Source organism: Rhodocytophaga rosea, assembly GCF_010119975.1.
In the GTDB taxonomy this organism is placed as follows: domain Bacteria; phylum Bacteroidota; class Bacteroidia; order Cytophagales; family 172606-1; genus Rhodocytophaga; species Rhodocytophaga rosea.
In genome coordinates, this window is record NZ_CP048222.1 from 4,431,633 (window position 1) to 4,453,089 (window position 21,457).

General features: G+C 40.9%; 23 protein-coding genes and 1 pseudogene. 12 read left to right on the plus strand and 12 right to left on the minus strand.

The genetic code is table 11. The features are described 5' to 3' along the window. Positions 1-55: 55 nt before the first annotated feature. Both GXP67_RS18345 and GXP67_RS18350 read left to right on the plus strand, forming a co-directional pair. A complete protein-coding gene (locus GXP67_RS18345; RefSeq protein WP_162444469.1) occupies positions 56-1,135 on the plus strand; it encodes a Gfo/Idh/MocA family protein in 1,080 nt (359 codons plus the stop codon). 29 nt (positions 1,136-1,164) lie between these two features. Next, positions 1,165-1,866 carry a galactosamine-6-phosphate isomerase gene (locus GXP67_RS18350; protein ID WP_162444470.1) on the plus strand — a complete coding sequence of 234 codons (702 nt, stop codon included), beginning with the start codon at positions 1,165-1,167 and terminating at the stop codon, positions 1,864-1,866. An 80-nt stretch (positions 1,867-1,946) separates the two neighbouring features. Here GXP67_RS18350 and GXP67_RS18355 read toward each other — a convergent pair whose 3' ends face one another. From GXP67_RS18355 to GXP67_RS18370, 4 genes and pseudogenes are all read right to left on the minus strand, one after another. Beyond that, positions 1,947-2,336: a putative collagen-binding domain-containing protein gene (locus GXP67_RS18355; RefSeq protein WP_232065290.1), complete on the minus strand. Its 390-nt coding sequence runs from the start codon at positions 2,334-2,336 to the stop codon at positions 1,947-1,949. Next, positions 2,310-3,344: pseudogene (locus GXP67_RS18360) on the minus strand (apiosidase-like domain-containing protein); the annotation flags it as partial. The pseudogene GXP67_RS18360 and the gene GXP67_RS18355, both read right to left, overlap by 27 nt. Before the next feature lie 168 nt (positions 3,345-3,512). After that, the gene (locus GXP67_RS18365) at positions 3,513-5,780 is read right to left on the minus strand and encodes a M56 family metallopeptidase (protein ID WP_162444473.1); all 2,268 of its coding nucleotides are present in this window, start codon (positions 5,778-5,780) and stop codon (positions 3,513-3,515) included. Beyond that, complete coding sequence (locus GXP67_RS18370) at positions 5,777-6,166, minus strand: BlaI/MecI/CopY family transcriptional regulator (protein WP_162444474.1); 390 nt, start codon at positions 6,164-6,166, stop codon at positions 5,777-5,779. Before GXP67_RS18370 ends, GXP67_RS18365 begins: the two co-directional genes overlap by 4 nt. A 326-nt stretch (positions 6,167-6,492) precedes the next feature. On the opposite strand from GXP67_RS18370, the gene GXP67_RS18375 reads away from it, so the two are divergent. The 9 genes from GXP67_RS18375 to GXP67_RS18415 all read left to right on the plus strand — a co-directional run bounded on the left by GXP67_RS18375 (position 6,493) and on the right by GXP67_RS18415 (position 14,451). Beyond that, the gene (locus GXP67_RS18375) at positions 6,493-7,221 is read left to right on the plus strand and encodes a hypothetical protein (protein WP_162444475.1); all 729 of its coding nucleotides are present in this window, start codon (positions 6,493-6,495) and stop codon (positions 7,219-7,221) included. Positions 7,222-7,361: 140 nt separating this feature from the next. Beyond that, on the plus strand, positions 7,362-7,664 hold the full coding sequence (locus tag GXP67_RS18380) for an isochorismate lyase (protein ID WP_162444476.1): 303 nt from the start codon (positions 7,362-7,364) through the stop codon (positions 7,662-7,664). Between the two features lie 376 nt (positions 7,665-8,040). After that, positions 8,041-8,406 carry a hypothetical protein gene (locus tag GXP67_RS18385; RefSeq protein WP_162444477.1) on the plus strand — a complete coding sequence of 122 codons (366 nt, stop codon included), beginning with the start codon at positions 8,041-8,043 and terminating at the stop codon, positions 8,404-8,406. Between the two features lie 130 nt (positions 8,407-8,536). Further along, positions 8,537-8,977: a DinB family protein gene (locus GXP67_RS18390; RefSeq protein WP_162444478.1), complete on the plus strand. Its 441-nt coding sequence runs from the start codon at positions 8,537-8,539 to the stop codon at positions 8,975-8,977. Positions 8,978-9,038: 61 nt separating this feature from the next. Then, a complete protein-coding gene (locus GXP67_RS18395) occupies positions 9,039-9,542 on the plus strand; it encodes a GNAT family N-acetyltransferase (RefSeq protein WP_232065263.1) in 504 nt (167 codons plus the stop codon). 27 nt (positions 9,543-9,569) lie between these two features. After that, on the plus strand, positions 9,570-10,574 hold the full coding sequence (locus GXP67_RS18400; RefSeq protein WP_162444479.1) for a phosphotransferase: 1,005 nt from the start codon (positions 9,570-9,572) through the stop codon (positions 10,572-10,574). A 32-nt stretch (positions 10,575-10,606) separates the two neighbouring features. Then, positions 10,607-11,509: a hypothetical protein gene (locus GXP67_RS18405; RefSeq protein WP_162444480.1), complete on the plus strand. Its 903-nt coding sequence runs from the start codon at positions 10,607-10,609 to the stop codon at positions 11,507-11,509. A gap of 225 nt (positions 11,510-11,734) precedes the next feature. After that, a complete protein-coding gene (locus GXP67_RS18410; RefSeq protein WP_162444481.1) occupies positions 11,735-13,735 on the plus strand; it encodes a PAS domain-containing protein in 2,001 nt (666 codons plus the stop codon). Positions 13,736-13,740: 5 nt separating this feature from the next. Continuing rightward, positions 13,741-14,451, plus strand: coding sequence for a sensor histidine kinase (locus GXP67_RS18415; RefSeq protein ID WP_162444482.1), 711 nt, complete (start codon positions 13,741-13,743; stop codon positions 14,449-14,451). A 141-nt stretch (positions 14,452-14,592) separates the two neighbouring features. Here GXP67_RS18415 and GXP67_RS18420 read toward each other — a convergent pair whose 3' ends face one another. The 4 genes from GXP67_RS18420 to GXP67_RS18435 form a co-directional block, all read right to left on the minus strand. Next, positions 14,593-15,051, minus strand: a complete 459-nt coding sequence (locus GXP67_RS18420) for a hypothetical protein (protein WP_162444483.1) — start codon at positions 15,049-15,051, stop codon at positions 14,593-14,595. 51 nt (positions 15,052-15,102) lie between these two features. Beyond that, the gene (locus GXP67_RS18425; protein WP_162444484.1) at positions 15,103-16,641 is read right to left on the minus strand and encodes a S41 family peptidase; all 1,539 of its coding nucleotides are present in this window, start codon (positions 16,639-16,641) and stop codon (positions 15,103-15,105) included. Positions 16,642-17,323: 682 nt separating this feature from the next. Further along, positions 17,324-17,953 (minus strand): hypothetical protein, encoded by a 630-nt coding sequence (locus tag GXP67_RS18430; protein WP_162444485.1) that lies wholly within the window; start codon positions 17,951-17,953, stop codon positions 17,324-17,326. 32 nt (positions 17,954-17,985) lie between these two features. After that, positions 17,986-19,206: an NADH-quinone oxidoreductase subunit D gene (locus GXP67_RS18435; RefSeq protein WP_162444486.1), complete on the minus strand. Its 1,221-nt coding sequence runs from the start codon at positions 19,204-19,206 to the stop codon at positions 17,986-17,988. Between the two features lie 228 nt (positions 19,207-19,434). Here GXP67_RS18435 and GXP67_RS18440 point away from each other — a divergent pair, with 228 nt between their 5' ends. After that, positions 19,435-19,617 carry a hypothetical protein gene (locus tag GXP67_RS18440; protein WP_162444487.1) on the plus strand — a complete coding sequence of 61 codons (183 nt, stop codon included), beginning with the start codon at positions 19,435-19,437 and terminating at the stop codon, positions 19,615-19,617. Here GXP67_RS18440 and GXP67_RS18445 read toward each other — a convergent pair. The 4 genes from GXP67_RS18445 to GXP67_RS18460 form a co-directional block, all read right to left on the minus strand. Next, positions 19,609-19,896 (minus strand): glutamyl-tRNA reductase, encoded by a 288-nt coding sequence (locus GXP67_RS18445; RefSeq protein ID WP_162444488.1) that lies wholly within the window; start codon positions 19,894-19,896, stop codon positions 19,609-19,611. The genes GXP67_RS18440 and GXP67_RS18445 overlap by 9 nt on opposite strands. A gap of 45 nt (positions 19,897-19,941) precedes the next feature. Next, entirely contained in the window at positions 19,942-20,364 is a 423-nt protein-coding gene (locus GXP67_RS18450; protein ID WP_162444489.1) for a nuclear transport factor 2 family protein, read from the minus strand. A 74-nt stretch (positions 20,365-20,438) separates the two neighbouring features. Further along, positions 20,439-20,885: an ester cyclase gene (locus tag GXP67_RS18455; protein WP_162444490.1), complete on the minus strand. Its 447-nt coding sequence runs from the start codon at positions 20,883-20,885 to the stop codon at positions 20,439-20,441. Positions 20,886-20,933: 48 nt separating this feature from the next. After that, complete coding sequence (locus tag GXP67_RS18460) at positions 20,934-21,416, minus strand: glutamyl-tRNA reductase (RefSeq protein ID WP_162444491.1); 483 nt, start codon at positions 21,414-21,416, stop codon at positions 20,934-20,936. Positions 21,417-21,457: the final 41 nt, after the last annotated feature.

The window sequence follows — 21,457 nt, forward strand, 5'->3', positions numbered from 1 at the left end:
TACAATATAAAAACATGTACATTCATTCTTATACAACTAATAACTCTACACTACCATGCCTGACAAAGTAAAAGTAGGTCTTATTGGCTCACAGTTTATTTCTACCATTCATGCCGAATCTTTAAAAAGGGTAGCAGCAGCTGAAATTGTAGCGGTAATGTCTCCTACGGAAAGTCATGTAGCTGCATTCGCACAGAAATTTGGTATTCCTCACTATTTTACTAACCTGGAGGATATGCTGGCGATGAAAGAACTGGATATGATCGTAATTGGGGCACCAAATTATCTGCATTGCGAGATCACCTTGAAAGCTGCTGCTGCCGGGAAACATATTGTCGTAGAAAAGCCGCTGTGTATGAACCTTGCTGAAGCTGATCAGATGATAGATGCCTGTAAAAAAGCAAATGTGAAACTGATGTATGCAGAAGAACTTTGTTTTACACCCAAATATGTCCGCTTGAAAGGATTACTGGATGAAGGCGCATTGGGAAAACCGGTACTACTCAAACAATCTGAAAAGCACGACGGACCCCATGCTGATCATTTCTGGGATGTGGAGCGCTCTGGTGGAGGCGTAACTATGGATATGGGCTGTCATGCGATTCAGTTTTTCCGCTGGCTCAATGGCAATAATCCCATTAAATCGGTATATGCCCAGATGAGCACCAGTGTACATACCCATAAAACCAAAGGCGAAGATAATGCAATTTTGATATTTGAGTTTGAAAACGGAGTAATTGCCCTAGCCGAAGAAAGCTGGACAAAGCTGGGTGGCATGGACGACCGGGCGGAAATTCATGGTTCAGAAGGAGTAGCCTACGCCGATGTATTGCAAGGTAATTCTATTCAGACCTATAGCACCCAAGGGGTTGGCTATGCCGTAGAAAAAGCTGGAAATACTGTAGGATGGAGTTATACCATCTATGAGGAAATCTGGAACTATGGCTTTCCGCAGGAGTTTGAGCATTTTGTGGATTGTGTGCAAAATAATAAGCAGCCACTGGTAACCGGCGAAGATGGAAAGGCAGTATTGGAAGCCATTTATGCTGCCTATGAATCAGCCGGAACTGGCAGAAAAGTAATGTTTCCTTTTAAAACAGATGCAGATAAACCATATAAGCTCTGGAAAAAGTAGCCCAATCACTTTAATCAACGATCATTGCTATGAATATTATCCATTGCCGGGATTATGAGGAAATGAGCGGAAAAGCAGCCACACTTGTTATCCAGGAGGTAGAACGTAAAAAAAATCTGCTGTTGTGTGCAGCTACCGGCAATTCTCCTACTGGTTTCTATGCAAAATTGGTTGAAAAGTCAGAAAAGGATAAAATATTTTTTGACCAGCTCAAGGTAATTAAACTCGATGAATGGGGCGGAATTCCCGAAAATCATCCTTCCAGTTGTGAATATTATCTCCAGACAAAACTAGTAGAACCACTCCGAATACCACCAGAGCGCTACATCTCCTTTCAATCTAACCCAACTGATCCTGCCGCTGAATGCGCCCGTATTCAGGCAGAACTAGATACACAGGGACCAATCGATCTATGTATTCTGGGAATTGGTGCTAACGGACATATTGGGTTTAATGAACCAGCCCTTTTTCTTGAGCCACATTGCCATATAGCCCGGTTATCCGGTCATTCGCTGACACATACGATGGTTCAGTCACTGAATGATAAACCTACTTACGGACTCACTTTAGGCTTACAGGATATTATGCGTTCCAGAAAAATTATACTGCTCATTTCCGGGAAGAACAAGGAACAAATCATACAGGAATTTTTATCCGGAAAGATAACAACCCGGTTACCTGCATCTTTGCTTTGGCTGCATCCGGATGTAGATTGTTTGATAGGCATTTAGAAAGCACGCAGGGATATTCATTAGCCAGGTTATTTGCTCTTTTGTTATTGCTTGTTTTGCCTCAGAGAGAATGCCCGGATTTATTGAATCTGATCAATCACCAACACCCAGTCATCCTTTGTTGGGGAATTAAATGATACTGTTTTCTGTGGAGTGTAACGGCCAATTATTTTCCTTTCACCAGTACGCGGATCAAACCAGGAAGCTTGTACCTGTTTTCCTTTGAGTCTCGCTAAATTAATAGAAATGTTTGCTTGGGAAGGCAAATAACTGATAGCAAAACTTCCATCCTGTGCGATTGCTGTGGTAGCATAATTGTTTTCAGCAAAGTTGCCCCGGCCAGCTACAGCTACCAGATTGGCGGTATCTGGAACCAGCTTCTCCCAGGCATGGCTCGTGAATAAGGAATATACATGCTTTAAACTTTTGGCACCGGGAAGGTCCAGGTAATTACGCCAGGTGGAGTCCATTTTCCATAGAGGCGAACCATAGGCATGACCGGTTCCGCCGGAAAGCATTGACCAATATGCTTGTTTTCTGGCTTGTAAGGCAGAACCCCAGCTATCATGTTCGCCTTCATAAGTAGATTCGCCTAAAAAGAAGGGTTTGACTGGTTTTTTATTGTATTCCTTATAGGCTACTTCATATACATCCGGCTGGTTTTTGTTCCAGGCTTTGTTAAAACCTCTGAACTAGGTGTATACCATTACCACGTCCAGCCATGATTCATTTTCCCAGACATCTGTACTGGAATGTGAAGAAGAGGCATGATAGGTAATTAATTGATGTGGGGCTGTTTGCTTAATACCCAAAGCCAGTTGCCGGATGGCTTCCTTGTCTGCATGTGGATCGTTGTCACCGCCCAGAATCCAGAACAGGTTATTAAATGAAGCATACCTTTTTCCAATATACCGGCCAAGCTCATGTGTTTTTTTTATCCCGTTCTTTTCAATAGGTTTACCTTCGCCAGCCCATCCTTCCTTGCAACAGCCCGACCATAATGGGGCAATGGAGAGTATCAATCCCAAAGAATCTGCCTGCCTGATTACCCAGTCAACATGTGTAAAATAAGCTTCATTAGGCTGGGCAAAATCTTTATTTCCTAAGAAAGGAGAATGACCTTCTCTGTTTTTAAAATCATCAAAGCCGGTAAGCATTGTCTGAATAACATTGAATCCTTTGGATTTTCGGTCGGCCAAGTAAGTGATGGCTTCCTGTTTGGTAAGGTTCAGAAAGAGCATCCATCCGGTATCAGCCTGATATAAAAATGGTTTGTTTTTCTGATCTACCAGGTGACGTTTACTTGCACTGATTTTAAGAGGTAAAGTGAAAGTGTCGGCCTTCTGGGCAAAAGCAGGAAGTATAATCAGCCAACCTATTAAACAATTTATTACAGATTGACAGAGGAGAAAATTAAAAGTGTATGCTGAATATTTCATGGGCTTTCCATATCCGGAGATAAAGTTCTTTTCAGGCATGTATCCACGAATCAATGCAGTATCGAGAGTTTGAGACAGGCTGGAGAATAAATATACAATTTCTGCTTGAAAAATAGGATGGAAATTCAATGTTCCCTTACACAACAAAGCCTCTGGTATATTACCAAAGGCTTTGTTGTACTATTTTGGATCTGGTTATTAGATCAATTACTTATCATCGTTTTTGTATTGAAATTCCATCTTGAAATCGCCTGTTATGGAACCGTGTTCTTTTTCTGCCATCTTTTTATACTTTTCATAAACCGCTTCCGGTTGTTTCTCCCCATCTATATATAAGCCTTTACTATCCAGCTTGAACGTATAGCTGTTCTCATTTTTGATAAGTTTATCTTTTTTCAGTTCTTCCCGGAGTTCCAGCGAAAATTCATGTCTGCGCAAGCTCTTTTCATGATCCTTCATTGCCCTGGTATGTTGCTCGAGTGCCCGTTGCTGGTTCCGCATCTGCTCTCCTTGCCGCTGTAAAGCTCTTTCGTGTTCCCGCATTACCCGTTGCTGGTCCTGCATTACTCTTTCGTGTGCTCGCCGTTGTTGTAGGCTGAGTTCCCCATTTTTATGGATAGCTCTTTCACGGTCCCCTGCGATTCTTCCCTGCAAGGCTCTACGTTCTTCGTACATCCGCTCTCTGGCTTCTTCCATTCTGTATCTGGATTCCAACTGGCGTTCTCTGGCTTCTTCCTGGCGCAACATGGCTTCTGCCCGTCTGAGTTCTGCATCTTGCCTGATTTCATCTACAATAAAGCTGTAGTTTTTGTACTCTGATTTTGGAACCGGCTTATTATCTATTTCCAGTTCCTCCAGTACACCATCCTTCATCCGGAAGGTATACTCCTTTTTATCTTTACCCTGGTGTACAATGGTGAAGTTACCTTTGTAATTTTTTAATCTGGTCGTATCATTAGTAAGCGCCTCTTCCAGTACATCTGCTATGGCAACAGGCTCAATCGGCGCTAATGGCTCCATAGGTTCCATTGGCTCCAGGGGTTCGAAAGGTTCAATAGGGGCAATAGCAGGTTCCAGATCCCAGTCATCTTCATAAGTATAGGGGGCAACTGGCGCTAAGGCCGACATCGGAACAGGTGGAACAGGAGGATTGGGTACATCTGCCATTAATTCATACACCAGATCCTGATATTTTTCGATCTCTGCAACCGGCACTTTTTTTCCGTCCAGGTACAGTTTTGTAATTTTATCATTCTCAATGGTGGCTTTTACATCGTATTTGCGTCCGTTTTTGCTGCCTTTGTAAGTAAAGGTTCCTTTGTTTTTCAAACTATCAGATACTAAAGTCTGTTCAGGCAGATAGCTTTTTTCCTCCGCAGGTAGTTCCTCTATGTTCAGGGAAAGATTTCTAGTAGTAGTTTGTAAAGCAGTTCCGGCACTTACACTCACGGCCATAATACTAGCCATTAAAAAACAGGCAGCCAGGAAACCTTCCATAAAATTAGGATTCCGCCTGGGTTGCCCGATCAAACGCTGAATCCGGTGTAGCAGCGATTGCCCTTTTCCGGCAAATCCCAGAGCCAGAGAAGCAGTACCAGTGTGTACGCCTTGCAGGTTAGCAAGTGCCTTGGCAAAGGTGAGCGAATCTCCGCAAAGTGCCAGTGCCATATCATCGCAGCAATGCTCCCGTTCTTCTCTGATCCTGCTCGACATCCACCAGACGGCCGGATGGAAAAAGAACAGAATTTCTACCAGGCACTGGCCAATATTTACCAGATAATCTTTACGGGAAATATGCGCCAGTTCGTGTGCCAGAATCGCTTCTATCTGCTCGCTGGGTAAACCTAGGATGGTGCCTACCGGCAGCAGAATCACTGGTTTAAAATACCCAATCACCACCGGTACTTTCACCAGCGCAGATTCTACCAAACGTACTGTCTGCCGGATTTGCGCTCTTTCTGATAAATTCTTTACACAGTTCTGCCAGTACTCTGGCAAATCAATGATTTTATAATGCTTCAGACGCTGCGAATAGGCAAGGCCTCCCATAAAACGGAGTAATAATACCATAATACCTAAGGCCCACAGCAATACAATAGATGGTAGATGTTGCGTAAAGTAAACGGAAAAGGTGCTATAAAACCCCGGAGATAGAGTTTCTGCCTGAGAAGCTGGCTGGCTGGTGGTGAGTGCTACCGGAAAACCAATGGCATAGTTCATCGGCGTTGCTTCACTGGCGGTTGTTTTGGTGAGTATAGAGTATTCTTTTACAAAAGTGGCTACCGTAACCAGCAGAAACGTAAATAAGGTAAGCGTAGATACAAAATAGCGGATGGTAGCTGACTGGCGGTGTAGTAATAATAATAATATGCCCAGCAATACAGCAGCAATCAATCCTTGCCATAAGGAATGTAATAAAGTCCATCCCAGGGCTTGTATCCATTTATCGGGTGCGATGGATGAGAGTGTGTTCATTTTTCACCTCCTTCTATTTTATCTAATAATTTTCTGATCTGGTTTAATTCTTCTTTGGATGCCTTATGATTGCCCAGCGCCTGCATTACCAGCTTGGAGGCTGAACCTCTGAAAGCCATATCCAGGAATTTACCGAGCATGTGTTTCTGCGTAGTTTCTTCACTGACATTGGCTTCATATACATGCGTACGGCTTTCATCATTGCGTTTTACCAGCCCTTTTTCGTGCATAATCTGCATAATTTTAAGGGTAGTGGTATAGCCGACTTCTTTGGTCTGACTTAGTTGTTCGTTTACAAACCGGACGGTACAGGGACCATATTGCCAGAGTACCTGCAGAATTTCCAGTTCGGCATCGGTGGGTTTAGAAAAAGGAGTATGTGTCATATATGATAATTAGACGTTTAATTAATTACGAATATTTTCGTATTTCAAATATATACGAGAGATTTCGTAATTGCAAATAAAACTACGATTTATTTCGTACATAGATTTTTATTGTGATGAGCAGCACTCGAAATAGATGAGCGGCTATGTTTGTGTACATATAATAGATAGTAAAACGAGTCTTGGTTATTGGTTTGGATTAAATAAGATTTTCTATTATTAAGAGCTAAGCATATTGTGAGATAGAGGTTATCTACTTACATTGGTGAATAACCACATGTTTTGAGATTTGTTGAGGTTATGTACATGTTAGCAAGTATATAAAGATGAAATTATTAATATTCGTACTTTTAACTTTAAGTTGCTTAAAAGCAAATGGACAAGATTTTAATAAAAACATTGACAAAGATTCATTGCTTCACGTGCTAGTTAAGAATTTGCCTAAGAAAAAGAAAAACGAATTACTTAAGCATTACAAAAAGGGAAATGAACAAGCTAAAGAGTATATTCTCTTTATGCTTTCTATGCCAAGAAGTAGCAAAAAAGAGCAAATTGAAAATCTTGAAAAGAATAAACTAGAAATCTTCCGGCTTAAGGATGAATATGTAAAACTTATTCCTGATAGTTTAATTGCCTGCTTAGAATTTAATCCTAAGAATGTGCTTGTAAGTACGAATAAGAGCGTTGATTTAAAAATCTATAAAAAGCTAAGTGAGGGGAAAAATGAATCAATTTTTCAGGAATGGAATTTAGAATATGATTCAGATGCTTTAAATAATGGAATTAAAATCTTAGGATGGAATAACGATACGCTGTTGTTTATAAAGCAACTGCTAGACAAAGCAAATTTTGTCTCTATTGAAAATGGGAACATAACAACAATCGGTTTTGCAAGAAGTGGCATGGGCAAATACTTTTACAAGATATTTAAAACAGATTTAGGTGAAGAGCAGAAGTTGGAATACAATGATTCCTGCTCTTATATATTTTACAAAGACAATATTGTTTTAGAATATGGAGGGGGTGCGATTGGACCCCAATGCTTTCCTGATTAATAAAAACACTTGCTAACACCTACTTCGCCGATCAGCGGCTCCCTTCAGCGCAAGGCTCAAGCGTTATAAGACCGCCGTCGGGAAGTTGTGTTCCGTTACGTCTATACTTTACAACGTTATCTCATTTCAAATAAAGCACCATGAAAAAACCAGAAGAATGTGAAGATATGACTGAAATCCGCCAGGAAATTGACGAAATAGACCAACAAGTTATTCACTTGTTAGGTCAGCGTTTTGCGTATGTGAAAGCGGCCTCTAAATTCAAAACCAGTGAAGCTAGTTTGAAAGCCCCGGAGCGGCTTCAACGGATGCTCCTTGAACGAAGAGCCTGGGCTGAAACTGCTGGATTAAACCCGGATGTAATTGAGAAAATGTACCAGGATTTAGTAAGTTATTTTATTGAAGAGGAAACTAGGCAGTGGAAAAGCCAGCATGGCAAGTAAAATTCTGCTAAAAAGCTACTGTTGAAAATAGGCTAAACAATAACTTTGCCTTAAATTATAAATCTAATGCCTTACATGGCAGATGACTCAAGTACAGGAACTTAAAATGAAAAAGCGATGAATGGATTAATTTCTATTATAGCATTACTAATGGTCTTTAGTACCGGCTTTACAAGGGTACAGCACCAGAATAGTTAGAGGCCCACAATGCCTGTGATCAAACCGGATACTACAATTGCCTTTAAAATTCTGATCGTAAAGCCTGATTCTACCACTCATTTTCCTATGCCCATATTAAGACCTGACTGATAGTGATTCTGATTATTGCAGAATGGTTGTTTCAAGTAAAAATCAAAACTTATATAAAGAGAAATTTGTGGGAATAAGGCTAAATAAAAGAACATTTGTACGCTGGAAGATTTATATCGACCGTGCCAGAATGTATATTGGTTACATCCAGTTTTTTATGATCGGCATCGTGTTTTTTGAATCATTTAAAGATAAAACTCTGGGTAAATTAGTGTATGACTACATTTATATCTCCATTCCCATTCTCTTCATACTCTTTATTTTCTGTTCCCTGGTCTTGGGCTATTTTGATTCAAGATTGGGCTTTAAAGAGGAAGAACAACGGAATATCTCTAAATCAAATCCGGTTCTGATGGAAATCTTGCAATCGGTAAAAAGGCTGGAGAAAGAGGTAAAAGAATTGAAAGAACAGAACAAAGAAAAGATCAATTGATAGGCTATCCGGCTGGCAATAAATCTATCAGGCATTTTCTTTCCAGAACCATAATACAATTGAATCACCATAAAAACCGCTTTGGTATCTGTCACCCGAATGAAAAAAACCGAATAATCTGCCATTACCTATGATAGAAGAACTTCAGAAATTATATGACCGGGACATAGAACGCCTAAGGAAAGAAATTGAGGCATTTACTCGGGAAGAGCATCTCTGGCAAATCAGAGGGCAAATTATCAATCCTGCCGGAAATCTGGCGCTGCATCTGGTGGGAAACCTTTCTACTTATATCGGAAAGAACCTTGGGCAGCAACTTTATGTCCGGAACCGGGAGGCTGAGTTCAGTTCTAAAAATATCCCCAAACAAACCTTGCTGGAACAGATATCAACTGTGAAAGCAATTGTACATTCTACGCTGCAAACAATCAAACCCGAAGATTTACATCAGACCTATCCGGAAAATGTGTTGGGTTATGAAATGACTACCGGCTTTTTTCTGATACACTTACTGGCGCATCTTTCCTACCATCTCGGGCAGATTAACTATATCAGGCGGATATTGGAATAAGCTCATAATAGCTTATCTAAGCAGCCACTATTTTGATACATTGCTTTTCTAAAAAGCGCTGATGATTGAAAGATCAGCTGCTCATATTGCCATCAATCCTAAAACTACCACTATGGCCATCGAAATCCGAAAACTAGAAAAACAAGACCTCGATACTTTTATTGCCCTGATCCGGGTATTTGAAGATGTGTTTGAGATGAAAAATTTCACTATGCCCGATGAAAAGTATTTACAAGCATTGCTGGCAAAGGATAGTTTTTTCATCTTTGTAGCCTTATCTGATGGTGAAGTTGTAGGCGGCTTAACAGCCTATACTTTGGAGCAATATTATTCTACCAAACCCCTGGTATATATTTATGACCTGGCCGTGACAACCCAGTTACAGCGGCAGGGAATCGGCAGAAAACTAATGGCTTCCATTAATGAATACTGTAAAAATACCGGTGTAGAGGAAGTGTTTGTGCAGGCCGATGAAGTAGACGATTATGCTCTGGAATTTTACCAGGCTACCGGAGGCATCGCCGAAAAAGTAGTCCATTTTAACTATCCCCTGAATACAAAATAAAACTTTCGAACAAACGATTTTGTCTGCATGTCTACCTTTCCGGTAATAGATTCTACCTTATCACCAGTTCATCTGGCTGCCTGGCTCATAGAAAAATATAACCTGCATTTCCATACCAGTTGCCGCCTTTTCCGTACCAATATGAACCATACCTATATTGTTTCGGAACAGGAGAAGAAATACATATTAAGAATTTACAGTTACAACCGGCGTTCAGAAACAGAAATAACTGAAGAACTCCGCCTGCTGAACCTGCTGAAAGCCTCCGGAATACACGTTTCCTACCCGATCGCAGACAAAAATAATAACCTTCTGCAAAAAATTGATGCACCAGAAGGCATGCGGCATGTAGTTCTGTTCTCCTTTGGAGAAGGCCATAAAATACGCAACCTTACGCAGGAACTCAGTTATAGCATTGGTTCCTTACTGGCAAATATGCACACTGTAACCCTTCATCAGCCTATCAACCGGATACAATATAATATAGATAGCTTGGTTGCAAAGGCATATCAGCAGGCGAAGCTTTATATATCGGAATCGTTAGAGGAAATGAAATTTATCCAGGCATCTGCAGAGGTATTACATGCTGTATTTGAAGCCTCAGCAGCGCCGGATATACGCCGGGGAATTGTACACCTAGATGTCTGGTATGATAATATGAGTATAACTGATGCAGGTAAGATCACTCTGTTTGATTTCGATAACTGCGGAAACGGATGGCTCGTACTCGATATTGGCTATTTCTGCATGCAGTTATTCTATACCCAGCCAGACAAAAAAGAATACGAATGCAAGTTGCAAAGCTTTCTGGATGGCTACCGGACTATCACCAGCATTCCTGAAGAGGAAATACAGTTAATTCCTTATGCCGGACTGGCCATCTGGATATATTACCTGGGTGTGCAGGCAGAAAGATTCGATAATTTTTCGAATATTTTCTTTACCGAGAACTACGTAAAAATGTACATCGGCAAGGTAAAAGAATGGGTAAACTATCATCATATCAACATACACACAGCAGCTATCTGCTAATTTCTATTGTGCTGAAGTAACCAGACAATCCTATGAGACAAATTCTAAGGCTTTACTTTCTTCTAACTATACTTCTCTATTCATGTCAGCAAACCGATCAAAAACAAGAGGCCGCTGGCTATACTATGAAAAATTACCTGGACATTATTGCTTATAATGAGCAAATGGAAAAAAATTATCAGGCTACCGGCAAGGCAATCTATCCATACATTATAGAAATCAGCAAAGGCCATAAAAAACTTATCTTCGTAGGCACACGGCATACCAGAGAGATTACCCAGCAAGCTGATAGCATTGACCATACATTCTGGAGATTAGGACCCCAGGTTGCATTTAATGAAGGAGGGCAGGTAACCCAAACGTATGCCAGCCGGGATGAAGCCATTCGCAAAAATGCAGAAACCGGCCAACTTAAATATTTATGTGATAGCCTGGGTATACAGATGCAGAATGGAGATTTAGATGTGGCTACCGAAGTAAATGCTTTGTTTGAAAAATACGGAAGAGCAAAAGTGCTGCTGTACCTGGCCAATGAACGTTTTTTTGATTTATATGTCCACAACTGGATAGATACCACCGCCGGATTAGAAAAAACCTACCAAAAAGAATTTATAGAGTATCTGCAAAATGATGGCGTAGTGCTTAAAGAGGAAGAAAAGCCTTTTTCCTATATTCAGAAAGTATACCAGGATTTTTTCAATCAGCCGCTTAACATATATGCAATTCCGGCTGAAAAATTCTATTTCCTCAGCGATGGCGGCGAACTTACTGAAATTGGCAGAAGTTCAAAAGTAGTGCGGGATGTGCATTTGCTGGGAAAAATAGAAGAAGCTTTCAAAACATACGACAGGGTTTTTGTGGTGTTTGGAGGCGCTCATGCTTTTGTTGTCGAACCTGCTCTTCACCAGATCATGGAAAAACAAACTACCAGATAATTGTTCCAATCAGCACTCATCTATTTTCAGATAGACTTGCTACCAATACAAAACAGGTTTCATCTATAGCCCGAAATTTTAGGAAAATTCTGATCTGCTGCATGATTTATTCAGGTTATAAAATGTTTATGCTATTTTTTACAGAGGCATTCGTTATACTCTCTATCATTCAAAATTTATAAGCATATTTAACCGTATTTTCTGCTACCTAGCTAGTCGCTGTTTATGAAGGAATTTTTTGAAAAACTCTTTTCTGCCGGAGATTTTATGCCCCATGGGCACTGTTATTTCTGGGAATCTGATATTCTCTGGACACATGTAGTATCCGATGGGCTGATAGGAATCTCCTATTTTGTAATTCCACTTTGTCTCATTTTTATAGCCCGCCGCCGCATCGATATTCAGTACCGGTGGATGCTGGTGCTGTTTGGCATTTTTATTTATAGTTGTGGCACTACCCATTTGATGAATATCATTACCGTTTGGAACCCATTGTACCGGCTGGAAGGCATCATCAAAGTAATTACTGCCATATCTTCTGTGGGAACAGCCTTTGCCCTTATTAAAATTACTCCGAAAGCACTTGCCATTCCCACTGCCAAAGAATGGCTGGACGTAAACATGGAGTTAAAAGCCCAGGAAAAACAATTGCAGGAGAAAGACCTGGCGATTCAGCAATCCGAACAGGCATTGCGGGAAAGTGAAGAACGCTACAATACCCTGCGTGACATTTTTGACAGTGTAGTGATTCATCAGGACAATAGTATTGTATATGCCAATCCGGCGGCAGTTAGCTTGCTGGGTGCCCGTGAGGCAAAAACGCTGATTGGAAAATCTGTTATGGACTTTGTACACCCGGAATTTACCGGGGTCATCAAAGAAAGGGTGCAGGCAGTTGAAGAAGGCCAGAAACTTCCAATGATAGAACAAAAGATTATCCGCCTCGATGGCACAGAAACAGACATTGAATCGCTTAGTGTCCCTTTTACTTATAATAATCGATCAGCTACCCAGGTTATTATCCGCGATATCAGCGAACGCAAGAATCAGGAGCGGATTTTAAGGGAAAGTGAAGCCAAATTCAGAGGTCTGTTTGAGTCGAATATGATCGGCACCTTATTCTGGGAAATTAATGGCAAAGTAACCAATGCCAACGATGCCCTATTGGAGATGATTGGGTATTCCCGCAGCGATCTGCATCAAGGCCGGATTGACTGGGTACAAATGACACCTGAAGAATATAAAGAACTTGATCAGGAAGCCTACCGTCAGATTATGTCAACCGGCATACATGCGCCTTACGAAAAAGCCTATATCCGCAAAGATGGCACCCAAGTCCCTATTCAGGTCGGAGGTGCCTTTATCAAAGGATATACCGACAGAGGGGTATCCTATGTGATTGACATTACCGAGCGTAAGAAGCAGGAAAAAGAACTCCGGGAGAGCGAAATCAAATTCAGGCACCTGTTTGAGCTGGATATGCTGGGTGTGATTTTCTCTGATGCAAATAATAACATTACCGATGCCAATGATGCTTTTTTACAGACTATCGGTTATTCCCGGGAAGAACTTAATTCGGGCGTGTTACAATGGCAGCAACTCACTCCACCAGGATATGAACTGCAGGATCAGCAAGCTATACAAAGTTTGAGAACGACCGGTTCCGTATCTCCTTATGAAAAAGAATATATCCGCAAAGATGGAACAAAAGTACCTATTCTGATTGGAGCTTCTTTGTTGAAAGATACACGTAGCGTAATAGCATTTGTGCTTGATATAACCGAACAGGATAAGGTACGGAAAGAACTCAAACAGCGTGCGCTCGAACTGCAGGTGCTGAATGCTGAGCTGGAGGAAAGCCAGGAAGTATTGCGCCTGAGCGAATCCAGGTTCCGGCGTATGTTTGAATCCGATCTGATCGGCATTGTGTTCTGGGATAAAGCAGGAAATTTCCTGGAAGTAAATAACTTGTTTTTACAAACGATTGGATATACCAGGGAAGAATGGGAAAGGGGTGAGATCAACTGGATTGCCATAACCCCTCCGGAATATGCGGCCTTAGATCAGCAGAAACTGGCAGAAATGGATGAAAAGGGTATGTTTTCTTCCTATGAAAAAGAATATTTCTGTAAGGACGGTTCGAGGGTATCTATTCTACTGGGGGTACCAGGCTGGAAGGTTTCACTGACAGAGGCGTATCATATATTCTGGATATTACCCACTTAAAAAAGGTGCAGAAAGAGCTGGAAGAAAGAGCCAGGGAACTCGCCCGTTCCAACGAAGAACTGGAGCAATTTGCCTATATCGCCTCTCACGACTTACAGGAACCCCTGCGGACAATGGCCGGATTCGCCAATTTGCTCGAGAAGAAATACAAAAACCGCCTCGACCAGGATGCCAATGAGTTCATAGAATTTATTGTGGATGCAGCCGAGCGCATGAAAAAGCTGATCACCAACCTGCTGGAATATTCCAGAATCAATAACAAGGAAGCACCATTTGGGGCTGTTGATTTTAATAAGGTGGTAAGTAAAGTAATATACGGCTTGCAGAACAAACTCCAGAGCGGCGATGTAGAAATAAAGCTCAATCAGTTGCCGGTATTGCAGGCAAATGAAGGACAAATGCAGCAAGTATTCTCACATTTGCTGGGAAATGCTGTAAAATTCAGAGATGAACGTCCTTTAAAAATTGAGATCTGGGCAGAAGAGAAAGATACCCAATGGCAGTTTGCTGTAAAAGATACTGGCATTGGTATTAATATGGCCTATGCTACCCGTATTTTCCAGGTATTTCAGCGTCTACATACCAGAGATAAATATGAAGGCACCGGCATTGGTTTATCGGTCTGCAAGAAGATTGTGGAAAAACATGGCGGTGAAATATGGGTAGATTCTGTTCCGGATGTAGGTTCTACTTTCTACTTTACCATCAGGAAGTGATGGGATTCAATTAGCGGATTAAATATTATTAGATTGTAAGATTAATATCAAAGCTCCAAGTAGCTGTAAAGTTATTATAAGGCATTGCAATAAGGAAGGATTGTCGCTTCAGCAGGATGTTAGTAGCAAACTTTTCTATAATTATTCATATGTAGGAGCATAAGGTAAGGATTTAGCATACATTGTATCTTGATAAAAATTAATAGCCCATTTGTTTGTAATCGCTTTCTTTAAATCAATAATCAATAAGTCTGTATGGTTCTTTTTAATATACAACTTTTCTTTTCTCATATTGGGAAAAACAAAGCGAGCAGCGAAGTCTATTGATTCAGTAGTTGATATAATTTGTTTTGCTTTAAAGTCATTGACTTCAAGTTCGATTAAGTCTGCAGTAAATCCTTGCTCAAAGTATATGTAGATTGAATCGGGATGGATATATTTTTCTACACCTTCAATACGCCTTCTCTTTAAAGGAGTATAATCAACGGAAGTTTTGTTGCTACCTTCAGTAGTCAAGGTACTTTTATTCCCTTCATAGTTTTCTGAACAGGCAATTAAGTAAATCAAAAATATTAGCCCAACTCTAAAAATTAGCTTCATAATACTTCTGATTTCGCCTAATATGTGTTTATACCCAACTAAAGGCTGTAATTAGTTGCTTTGAGCGTCTGTCTGGAGTCTGGAGTTATCGGTATACATGGTATTTCCAATCGTTTCCAGCAGTTGTTGGAGTACGGTATCTTTGCCTTTTACTTCTTCTTCAATCATCCGGTTGATGGGCATATCGGGCATAATGCCTTTGCGGGTATTGGCACAACTTTTATCATTTACCACGATAGCCGTAGGAACAAACACCTGTAAGCCGGTATTTGGTAGTTCGAGTAATACCACATTGCCAAAAGAAAACGAAGGACTGGCGCCGCATTCTTCGCCTACAATTGTGCCCAGGTGATGTTCCTGGAAGAATTTAGCGAACAAACCTGCAGCTGAAAAACTGTTTCCATTCACAAGCAAATATACTTTGCCTTTGAATTTCAGCTTTTCATTGGCAATAAAATGATCCCGGCTGGAGAAGCGGATAAAATTTCCGGCAGGTGTATGGGCAATTTTGGAAGCATACGAACGATGATTGAAATTACGCAGCAGGAAATGCATAAATCCCTGTTTTTTCATTTCCTTCAGCAACTGACTGGATTTTACCTGAAAGTCGCTTTCTATGTTCTGCTGGCTGATATAGTTCAACAGCAAATGTGCATTATAAATCATACCTCCCGGGTTATCCCGCAGGTCAATGATCAGGTTCTGGGTGCCATTCCGGTTGAGTTCTTTAAAGCTTTTATCCACAAATTCCCAGAAATGCATTACTTCATTTCTTTCGGAAATGCCCTCAAAACTATTAATGTCCATATAGGCGGTGGAAATAGGCGCATGCAGGGTAAGTGTCGGACGGGTTTTCTGCTGGTTATTGGCTAAAATAATTTCTTTTGCTGTAATACCCGGCACATGCACGGTAACCTGGCTTGTATCCGACTGATAGACAATAGTATACTGGTCGGTAGGCTCATACAACATCCAGTACAGGATATTAAAGCGTTCCAGGCTTTCCAGTTGACGGGTTTTGAAAATAGATAAACCAGCATCGGCGCTGCTTAAAGCATACATTTGCTGTAAAATCTCTGAAACCGGCTTATTATTGATAGAAATAAGTTGCCTGCCAGCTACGGTTGAGTCGAGAAATCCTGAAAAATCATGATGGATATACGTGCTTTCTCCTTCAAATAACAAAGTAAGAGGGAAAAAGCGGCCTCTGTTATGAATATACCGGGATAAAGAATTGTAATTGCCTGCATCCAGGTGTCCGTCGTTAATGGCTGCCAGGTAAGCTTTCACCATCACAGTAAACTCAGATTCTGTCAGCTGGGCATAATAGGAGGAAGAACGGTGCCTTTCCATGCTATCGAGCAGGCTGGTGAATTTCTGGCGCAAGGTAAGGCTATCAGTATAGCAGTACAGGCAAGGGTGTGCATCCTGTAATTTTGCATTCAGATACAGCAGGTCGTCTATACATTTACTGGTTTCGAAGCGGGTTTGCGCATTCTCATTGGCTTGTTTACTACCTACCAACTGAGTGTAGCCGGTAAACCAATGCAGTATAAAAATGAATAACAGGCGTAAAAATTTAGTTGCCATAGGCAGTACATAAGGCATAGGTTATAGAGAAACAAGCAATATGAAATATATTTTCTACTGCAATTTCCAGCTTGAGCCCAGCACCTGATTTAGGTTGCAAAAGTGGTGTATTGGCTTTGCATGTAAAACATCCAGGATGAGTAAAAAAGCAGAAGATTGCCTACAGAAGGCCGATTGAATTATATCTTCCGGAATACTCCGGTTTCCAGGAATTTACCTGAATTGCCATCAGAAAAGTAAGTTAAGAATTATTTTTTACAGGTCCAAGATGTACCAAGGGCTAGATGAAATTTTTTATAAAATGCCTTTTGTCCTACATTTTATAAAGCTTTTTGATGAAACCTTGCTAAAGAAATGCCCTAAGAAAATTTGTTACAGTACAGCAGGATGTATAGCTACATTTGTTGGAATACTGTTGTAGCATACAGGCGAAATTGCTCCCGGTATTGTGGCATGGGCGGCATCCTAAAATCTCCAGTCAGGGTACAAAAATGTACTTAAATCGTGCTAAAAATGGGAAAGTAGAGTGTTTAATTTCCAGCTATAGATAAATAATGTATTCAGATTTTCTTTAATTGCAGCCTGTAACATATCTCCTATTGTAAAAGCCTTTCATTAAAAGTAAGTGCAGAGTATGTGGGCTTACTCATTATAGTAATAAATAACCAAGCAAGTATTCAGTTTAGACTTCTTTGTATACTTTTTCAATTTTAATGACTTTAGCCTTCCCGAATTGGTGTCGGCCCATATGTTGAGGTGGATTTCCTCCTGAAAGATAGGGATAGTTCAATTCAATGGCTGAACCGCCTTGATCAACCATTTTTTCAATTTGCTGGTACACTTGATTTACTCCTTGTGAGTCTAATCCTCCAACATTAAACAATATATTATTACTTTTACTCATGCAAGCCAAAAGAGCAAGCATTCTTCTGGTATTCCCTCCAAATCTATTCAAAGGCAGTGCTGGCTTACTAATTAATTCGTTTAGAATCTGATTTCTTTCCGCCTTTAAAAGTTTACTATTCTTTTTCAAATACCGCTCAGGTGTAGTCGGATAAAAATGTTCCTTAAACCAGTCATCTCCTTTATAATCTTCAATATACATAAACCGTTTTATAAGTGTAAGGGCGTTATGCGTCTGTTTCCCGCTTAACAATTTGATTAATTGAGATTCTATTTTTGATCCTACACCCTCATTTTGTTCCGTATCTTGAGGCAGCCATAAACTAATTACCTGTCCTTTCAGTAATTCAAAAGGAGAAATCCAATATCCATTGATTGTAAATCCTGTCGATATAATGATATTACTCATATTTTCTATGGTTGCGAACAAACTGAGTGTTATTACCTGTCCACTTCACCCATTACCAGGTCGAGGGAGCCAATAATGGCGATCAGGTCGGCAATGAGGGCACCTTTAGAAATTTCGGGTAAGACAGATAAGTTATGAAAACAGCAGGAGCGGGCTTTACAACGGAAAGGAATATCACTTTTGCCATCTGCCCGGAAAAAATAACCCAGTTCGCCTTTTGGGTTTTCAGCCCGGATATAAAAATCCATTGCTTTCGGGCGGATCTTTTTGGGAACCATTGCTTGCGGATCAAAGTCACGGGTACGTTTCAGATCGGTTTGTAACCTGTCCAGGCATTGTTCGATGATTCGCAGGGATTCGTGGCATTCCAGTACGCGCACATTATTCCGGTCCCAGCAATCGCCCAAAGTCCCCATTTCACCGCTGCCAATCGGTATTTCAAATTCCAGTTCAGGATACACCGAATAGCCATCCACCCGGCGTAAATCAAACCGCAAACCGGAAGCCCGTAAAATGGGTCCAGAGCAACCATAATTAATAGCCATTGGTAAAGGAAGTATGCCAATGTTTGCGGTTCGCTGTATAAATATTTTATTTTCGATAACCAGTTTTTGTAGTTCCAGCAATTTGGGTTTCAGGTAGCGGACAAAATCCCGGCAGCGTTCTTCAAATCCTACTGGCAAATCGTAAAACAAACCTCCGATCCATATATAATTATAGAGCATCCGGGCCCCACAGGTCCATTCGAGCAGGCGCTGAATATGTTCCCGGTCACGCATGAGCCACAAAAAAGGGGTATACGCCCCAATATCCAGTCCATAGGTGCCAATGGCTACAAAATGAGAAGCAATGCGGTTGAGTTCTGCTACCAGCACCCGGATGTATTCAACCCGTTTGGGAATCTCTTTTTCGATGCCCAGCATTCGTTCCACACCCATTACATAGGCATGTTCATTGTTCATGGCAGCCAGGTAATCCATGCGGTCTACATAGGGAATCACCTGGTTATAGGGCATGGATTCGGCATGTTTTTCAAAACAGCGGTGCAGATAGCCCACATGCGGCACTACATCTACGATCAGTTCGCCGTCGGTAATTACTTCAATTCGTAATACGCCATGGGTAGAAGGATGCTGTGGTCCCAGGCTCAGAATCATTTCCTCCCGCTTCAACTGTTCAGGCTGGTATTTATTTGGCTCCGAAAGATGGAAGTTTTCTGGCTTGTACTGGTATTGAATAGAGTTCTGAGGCATCTGCATGTATTAAAAACAGAAGCTCAAGTTAGGAAAATTATGCTTTTGTCTTTTGCAGGCAGTATAAATTATAACATATGTTTAAGTAGAAAACAGCTTGTCTGATGTAGAGAGCATATATTCAGGATAATAACTTAACGTGAGGTTGGAGATAGTAAAGTGTGTTAATAGCGAATTCATAGGCTTTTACAGCAATTTTTACTTAAGCCGTCCTTACTTTTCTTTTGCTTGTCCAAAAGAAAAGTAACAAAAGAAAAAGACCGCACCAACAAAGCCGCTTTTACGCTGGAATGGCTGATAGTCGCACTGCCTCCGGCTCTCGCTCATGGCCAAAACCGGCCACACTGTTGCTGCACCCCTACTCACAAAAGAAAGGATATAAATCTATTTGAATCTCTCGTCTCACGTTAAATTAAATACCTCACCTAATAATTTTGTCTGCATTTCACGCTTTGAGTGGCCGGAGGTTTGCAGTTTTTCCCAGGGTATATTCAGGATATTCTGCATCATATGCATCGAAACTTCTTCTGCCAGTTGAATCTCTGTTGCGGCCATTTTTTTAGAATAACGGTTTAACTCTTCCTGGCGGATCTGTTCCAGCTGGTTTTTAAACCGGCCTATAACAGCCAGTATGCGTTCATCCGGCTGGCTACTTAGGTCGGGTAGTTTGCTTTTTTGTTCTGAAATCATAGGAATTATATACTTTATGAACTATGGAATATGAGTAACATGGGGTTATTTGGCTGATTTTGCTCCGGTTTTAAATGGCTCGTAACAATCATAATTTCGCTGCCGGAATATTTTGCCATCTTTAAATTCAAAAATAGTACAGATATAGGCCATCAGTTGCTGTTCTTTAGTGAATGGGCCTACATCTACTGCTACCGTTCCATGCCATTGTAGTTCTACAGTCAGATGCCCTGGTCCGGCCAGTATGCCAATGATTTCAAATTTCTGTGAGGAAAGCAGTTGTTTGCCTGCTTTAGCGCCATTCATCAGCCCATCCCGGGAGCGGCTTTTAATCTGGGGCGTTACCAGGTTTGGATATTCTGTTTGAATAACATTGGGATGCAGAATTTCTTCATATGCCTGGCTATCTGTATGGAAAGTTTCCACCAGATGGAAGTATTTTTTTACTAATTCTATTTCTTTGTTCATGATACAGCATATTTGTCATGAGTGGCCCGCCTAAGTTTAGTTTTAACAGGGAGCCACTCAATTTTTAGAATTACTTAATTCTGGGTTAGTTGCTGCAATAAAGAATGAAGATCAGCTATGGGTCTGGCCTCTATTACAAAATTGTTAGCAACTTTAACCATAAACACCTCCTGGATACTGATCTGTCTGTTGGTGGGAGCAATTCCCCAGAACACTCCTTGATGGGTGCCTTGTACTGTAACCCTGGCGGCTACTTTATCATCTTCTGCCAGTATATCTTCAAGGGTTATATGCAGATCAGGGAAAGCGGTGAAGAAATTGCCAAGGTATTGTGCCAGATGATCCCGGCCGGTTACAATATCTCCATTAGGAGCCACCGAATAAAAGTTTTCAGCAAACAGTTGTGGAATGAGGCTGAGCTGTTTTTGATTGATCACCTCGTTAAAATGACGCATAACCAGTTGCTTATTTGCATCTGTTACAGCAGAAGTATTCTGCATGGGAAAAGTTGTGGTATTCATAAAAATGGGTTTTTAAAAAGAGTATAAAAATTGAAATAATGTCTGGCTTTAGTTCCACCGGATACCGCGGAGTAATAAGATGGTTTGCATGATGCGCCGCAGATATGAACCGGCAGTTTTTTCCTGCACGGAGAGTTCATATGCTTTTTTCAGTAACTGGTACATATCGTCGTCATTGGCTTTCATTTTTCTCTGGCCGGCCGAAAGCTGAAACAAATGTTGCACTGTCTGTTCGGAGGTTGTAGCTACTGTGTAGGATTCATCCGTTAGCATCGAAATATTTTCCTGAATGGCTGTCAGTTTTTGCTTCATCAAGGCTTCTGCTATGATATACTTTAGATCAGCAGAAGCACAATAATATACTTCAATGAATGTAGAAGCAGACAGTACTAAAACATTGGTAAGGCCCACTTTTATACCTAGATAGGTAAGCAGCTTTCTGCTGGCAGTTTCGTCGAGAGACAAACTTTCACTATTGTCTGAGGGAGCTTTTGCATAGGATATTCTAACAGCTCTGAATAATGAGTTCATTGGAGGAAAGTGATTTGTTTGAAAATTTACTTTAATTTGAA

Coding starts and splice junctions, on each gene's coding strand:
- GXP67_RS18345 (WP_162444469.1), top strand. CDS start 56: ATGCCTGACAAAGTAAAAGTAGGTCTTATTGGCTCACAGTTTATTTCT.
- GXP67_RS18350 (WP_162444470.1), top strand. CDS start 1,165: ATGAATATTATCCATTGCCGGGATTATGAGGAAATGAGCGGAAAAGCA.
- GXP67_RS18355 (WP_232065290.1), bottom strand. CDS start 2,336: ATGGACTCCACCTGGCGTAATTACCTGGACCTTCCCGGTGCCAAAAGT.
- GXP67_RS18365 (WP_162444473.1), bottom strand. CDS start 5,780: ATGAACACACTCTCATCCATCGCACCCGATAAATGGATACAAGCCCTG.
- GXP67_RS18370 (WP_162444474.1), bottom strand. CDS start 6,166: ATGACACATACTCCTTTTTCTAAACCCACCGATGCCGAACTGGAAATT.
- GXP67_RS18375 (WP_162444475.1), top strand. CDS start 6,493: ATGAAATTATTAATATTCGTACTTTTAACTTTAAGTTGCTTAAAAGCA.
- GXP67_RS18380 (WP_162444476.1), top strand. CDS start 7,362: ATGAAAAAACCAGAAGAATGTGAAGATATGACTGAAATCCGCCAGGAA.
- GXP67_RS18390 (WP_162444478.1), top strand. CDS start 8,537: ATGATAGAAGAACTTCAGAAATTATATGACCGGGACATAGAACGCCTA.
- GXP67_RS18395 (WP_232065263.1), top strand. CDS start 9,039: ATGATTGAAAGATCAGCTGCTCATATTGCCATCAATCCTAAAACTACC.
- GXP67_RS18400 (WP_162444479.1), top strand. CDS start 9,570: ATGTCTACCTTTCCGGTAATAGATTCTACCTTATCACCAGTTCATCTG.
- GXP67_RS18405 (WP_162444480.1), top strand. CDS start 10,607: ATGAGACAAATTCTAAGGCTTTACTTTCTTCTAACTATACTTCTCTAT.
- GXP67_RS18410 (WP_162444481.1), top strand. CDS start 11,735: ATGAAGGAATTTTTTGAAAAACTCTTTTCTGCCGGAGATTTTATGCCC.
- GXP67_RS18420 (WP_162444483.1), bottom strand. CDS start 15,051: ATGAAGCTAATTTTTAGAGTTGGGCTAATATTTTTGATTTACTTAATT.
- GXP67_RS18425 (WP_162444484.1), bottom strand. CDS start 16,641: ATGGCAACTAAATTTTTACGCCTGTTATTCATTTTTATACTGCATTGG.
- GXP67_RS18430 (WP_162444485.1), bottom strand. CDS start 17,953: ATGAGTAATATCATTATATCGACAGGATTTACAATCAATGGATATTGG.
- GXP67_RS18435 (WP_162444486.1), bottom strand. CDS start 19,206: ATGCCTCAGAACTCTATTCAATACCAGTACAAGCCAGAAAACTTCCAT.
- GXP67_RS18445 (WP_162444488.1), bottom strand. CDS start 19,896: ATGATTTCAGAACAAAAAAGCAAACTACCCGACCTAAGTAGCCAGCCG.
- GXP67_RS18450 (WP_162444489.1), bottom strand. CDS start 20,364: ATGAACAAAGAAATAGAATTAGTAAAAAAATACTTCCATCTGGTGGAA.
- GXP67_RS18455 (WP_162444490.1), bottom strand. CDS start 20,885: ATGAATACCACAACTTTTCCCATGCAGAATACTTCTGCTGTAACAGAT.
- GXP67_RS18460 (WP_162444491.1), bottom strand. CDS start 21,416: ATGAACTCATTATTCAGAGCTGTTAGAATATCCTATGCAAAAGCTCCC.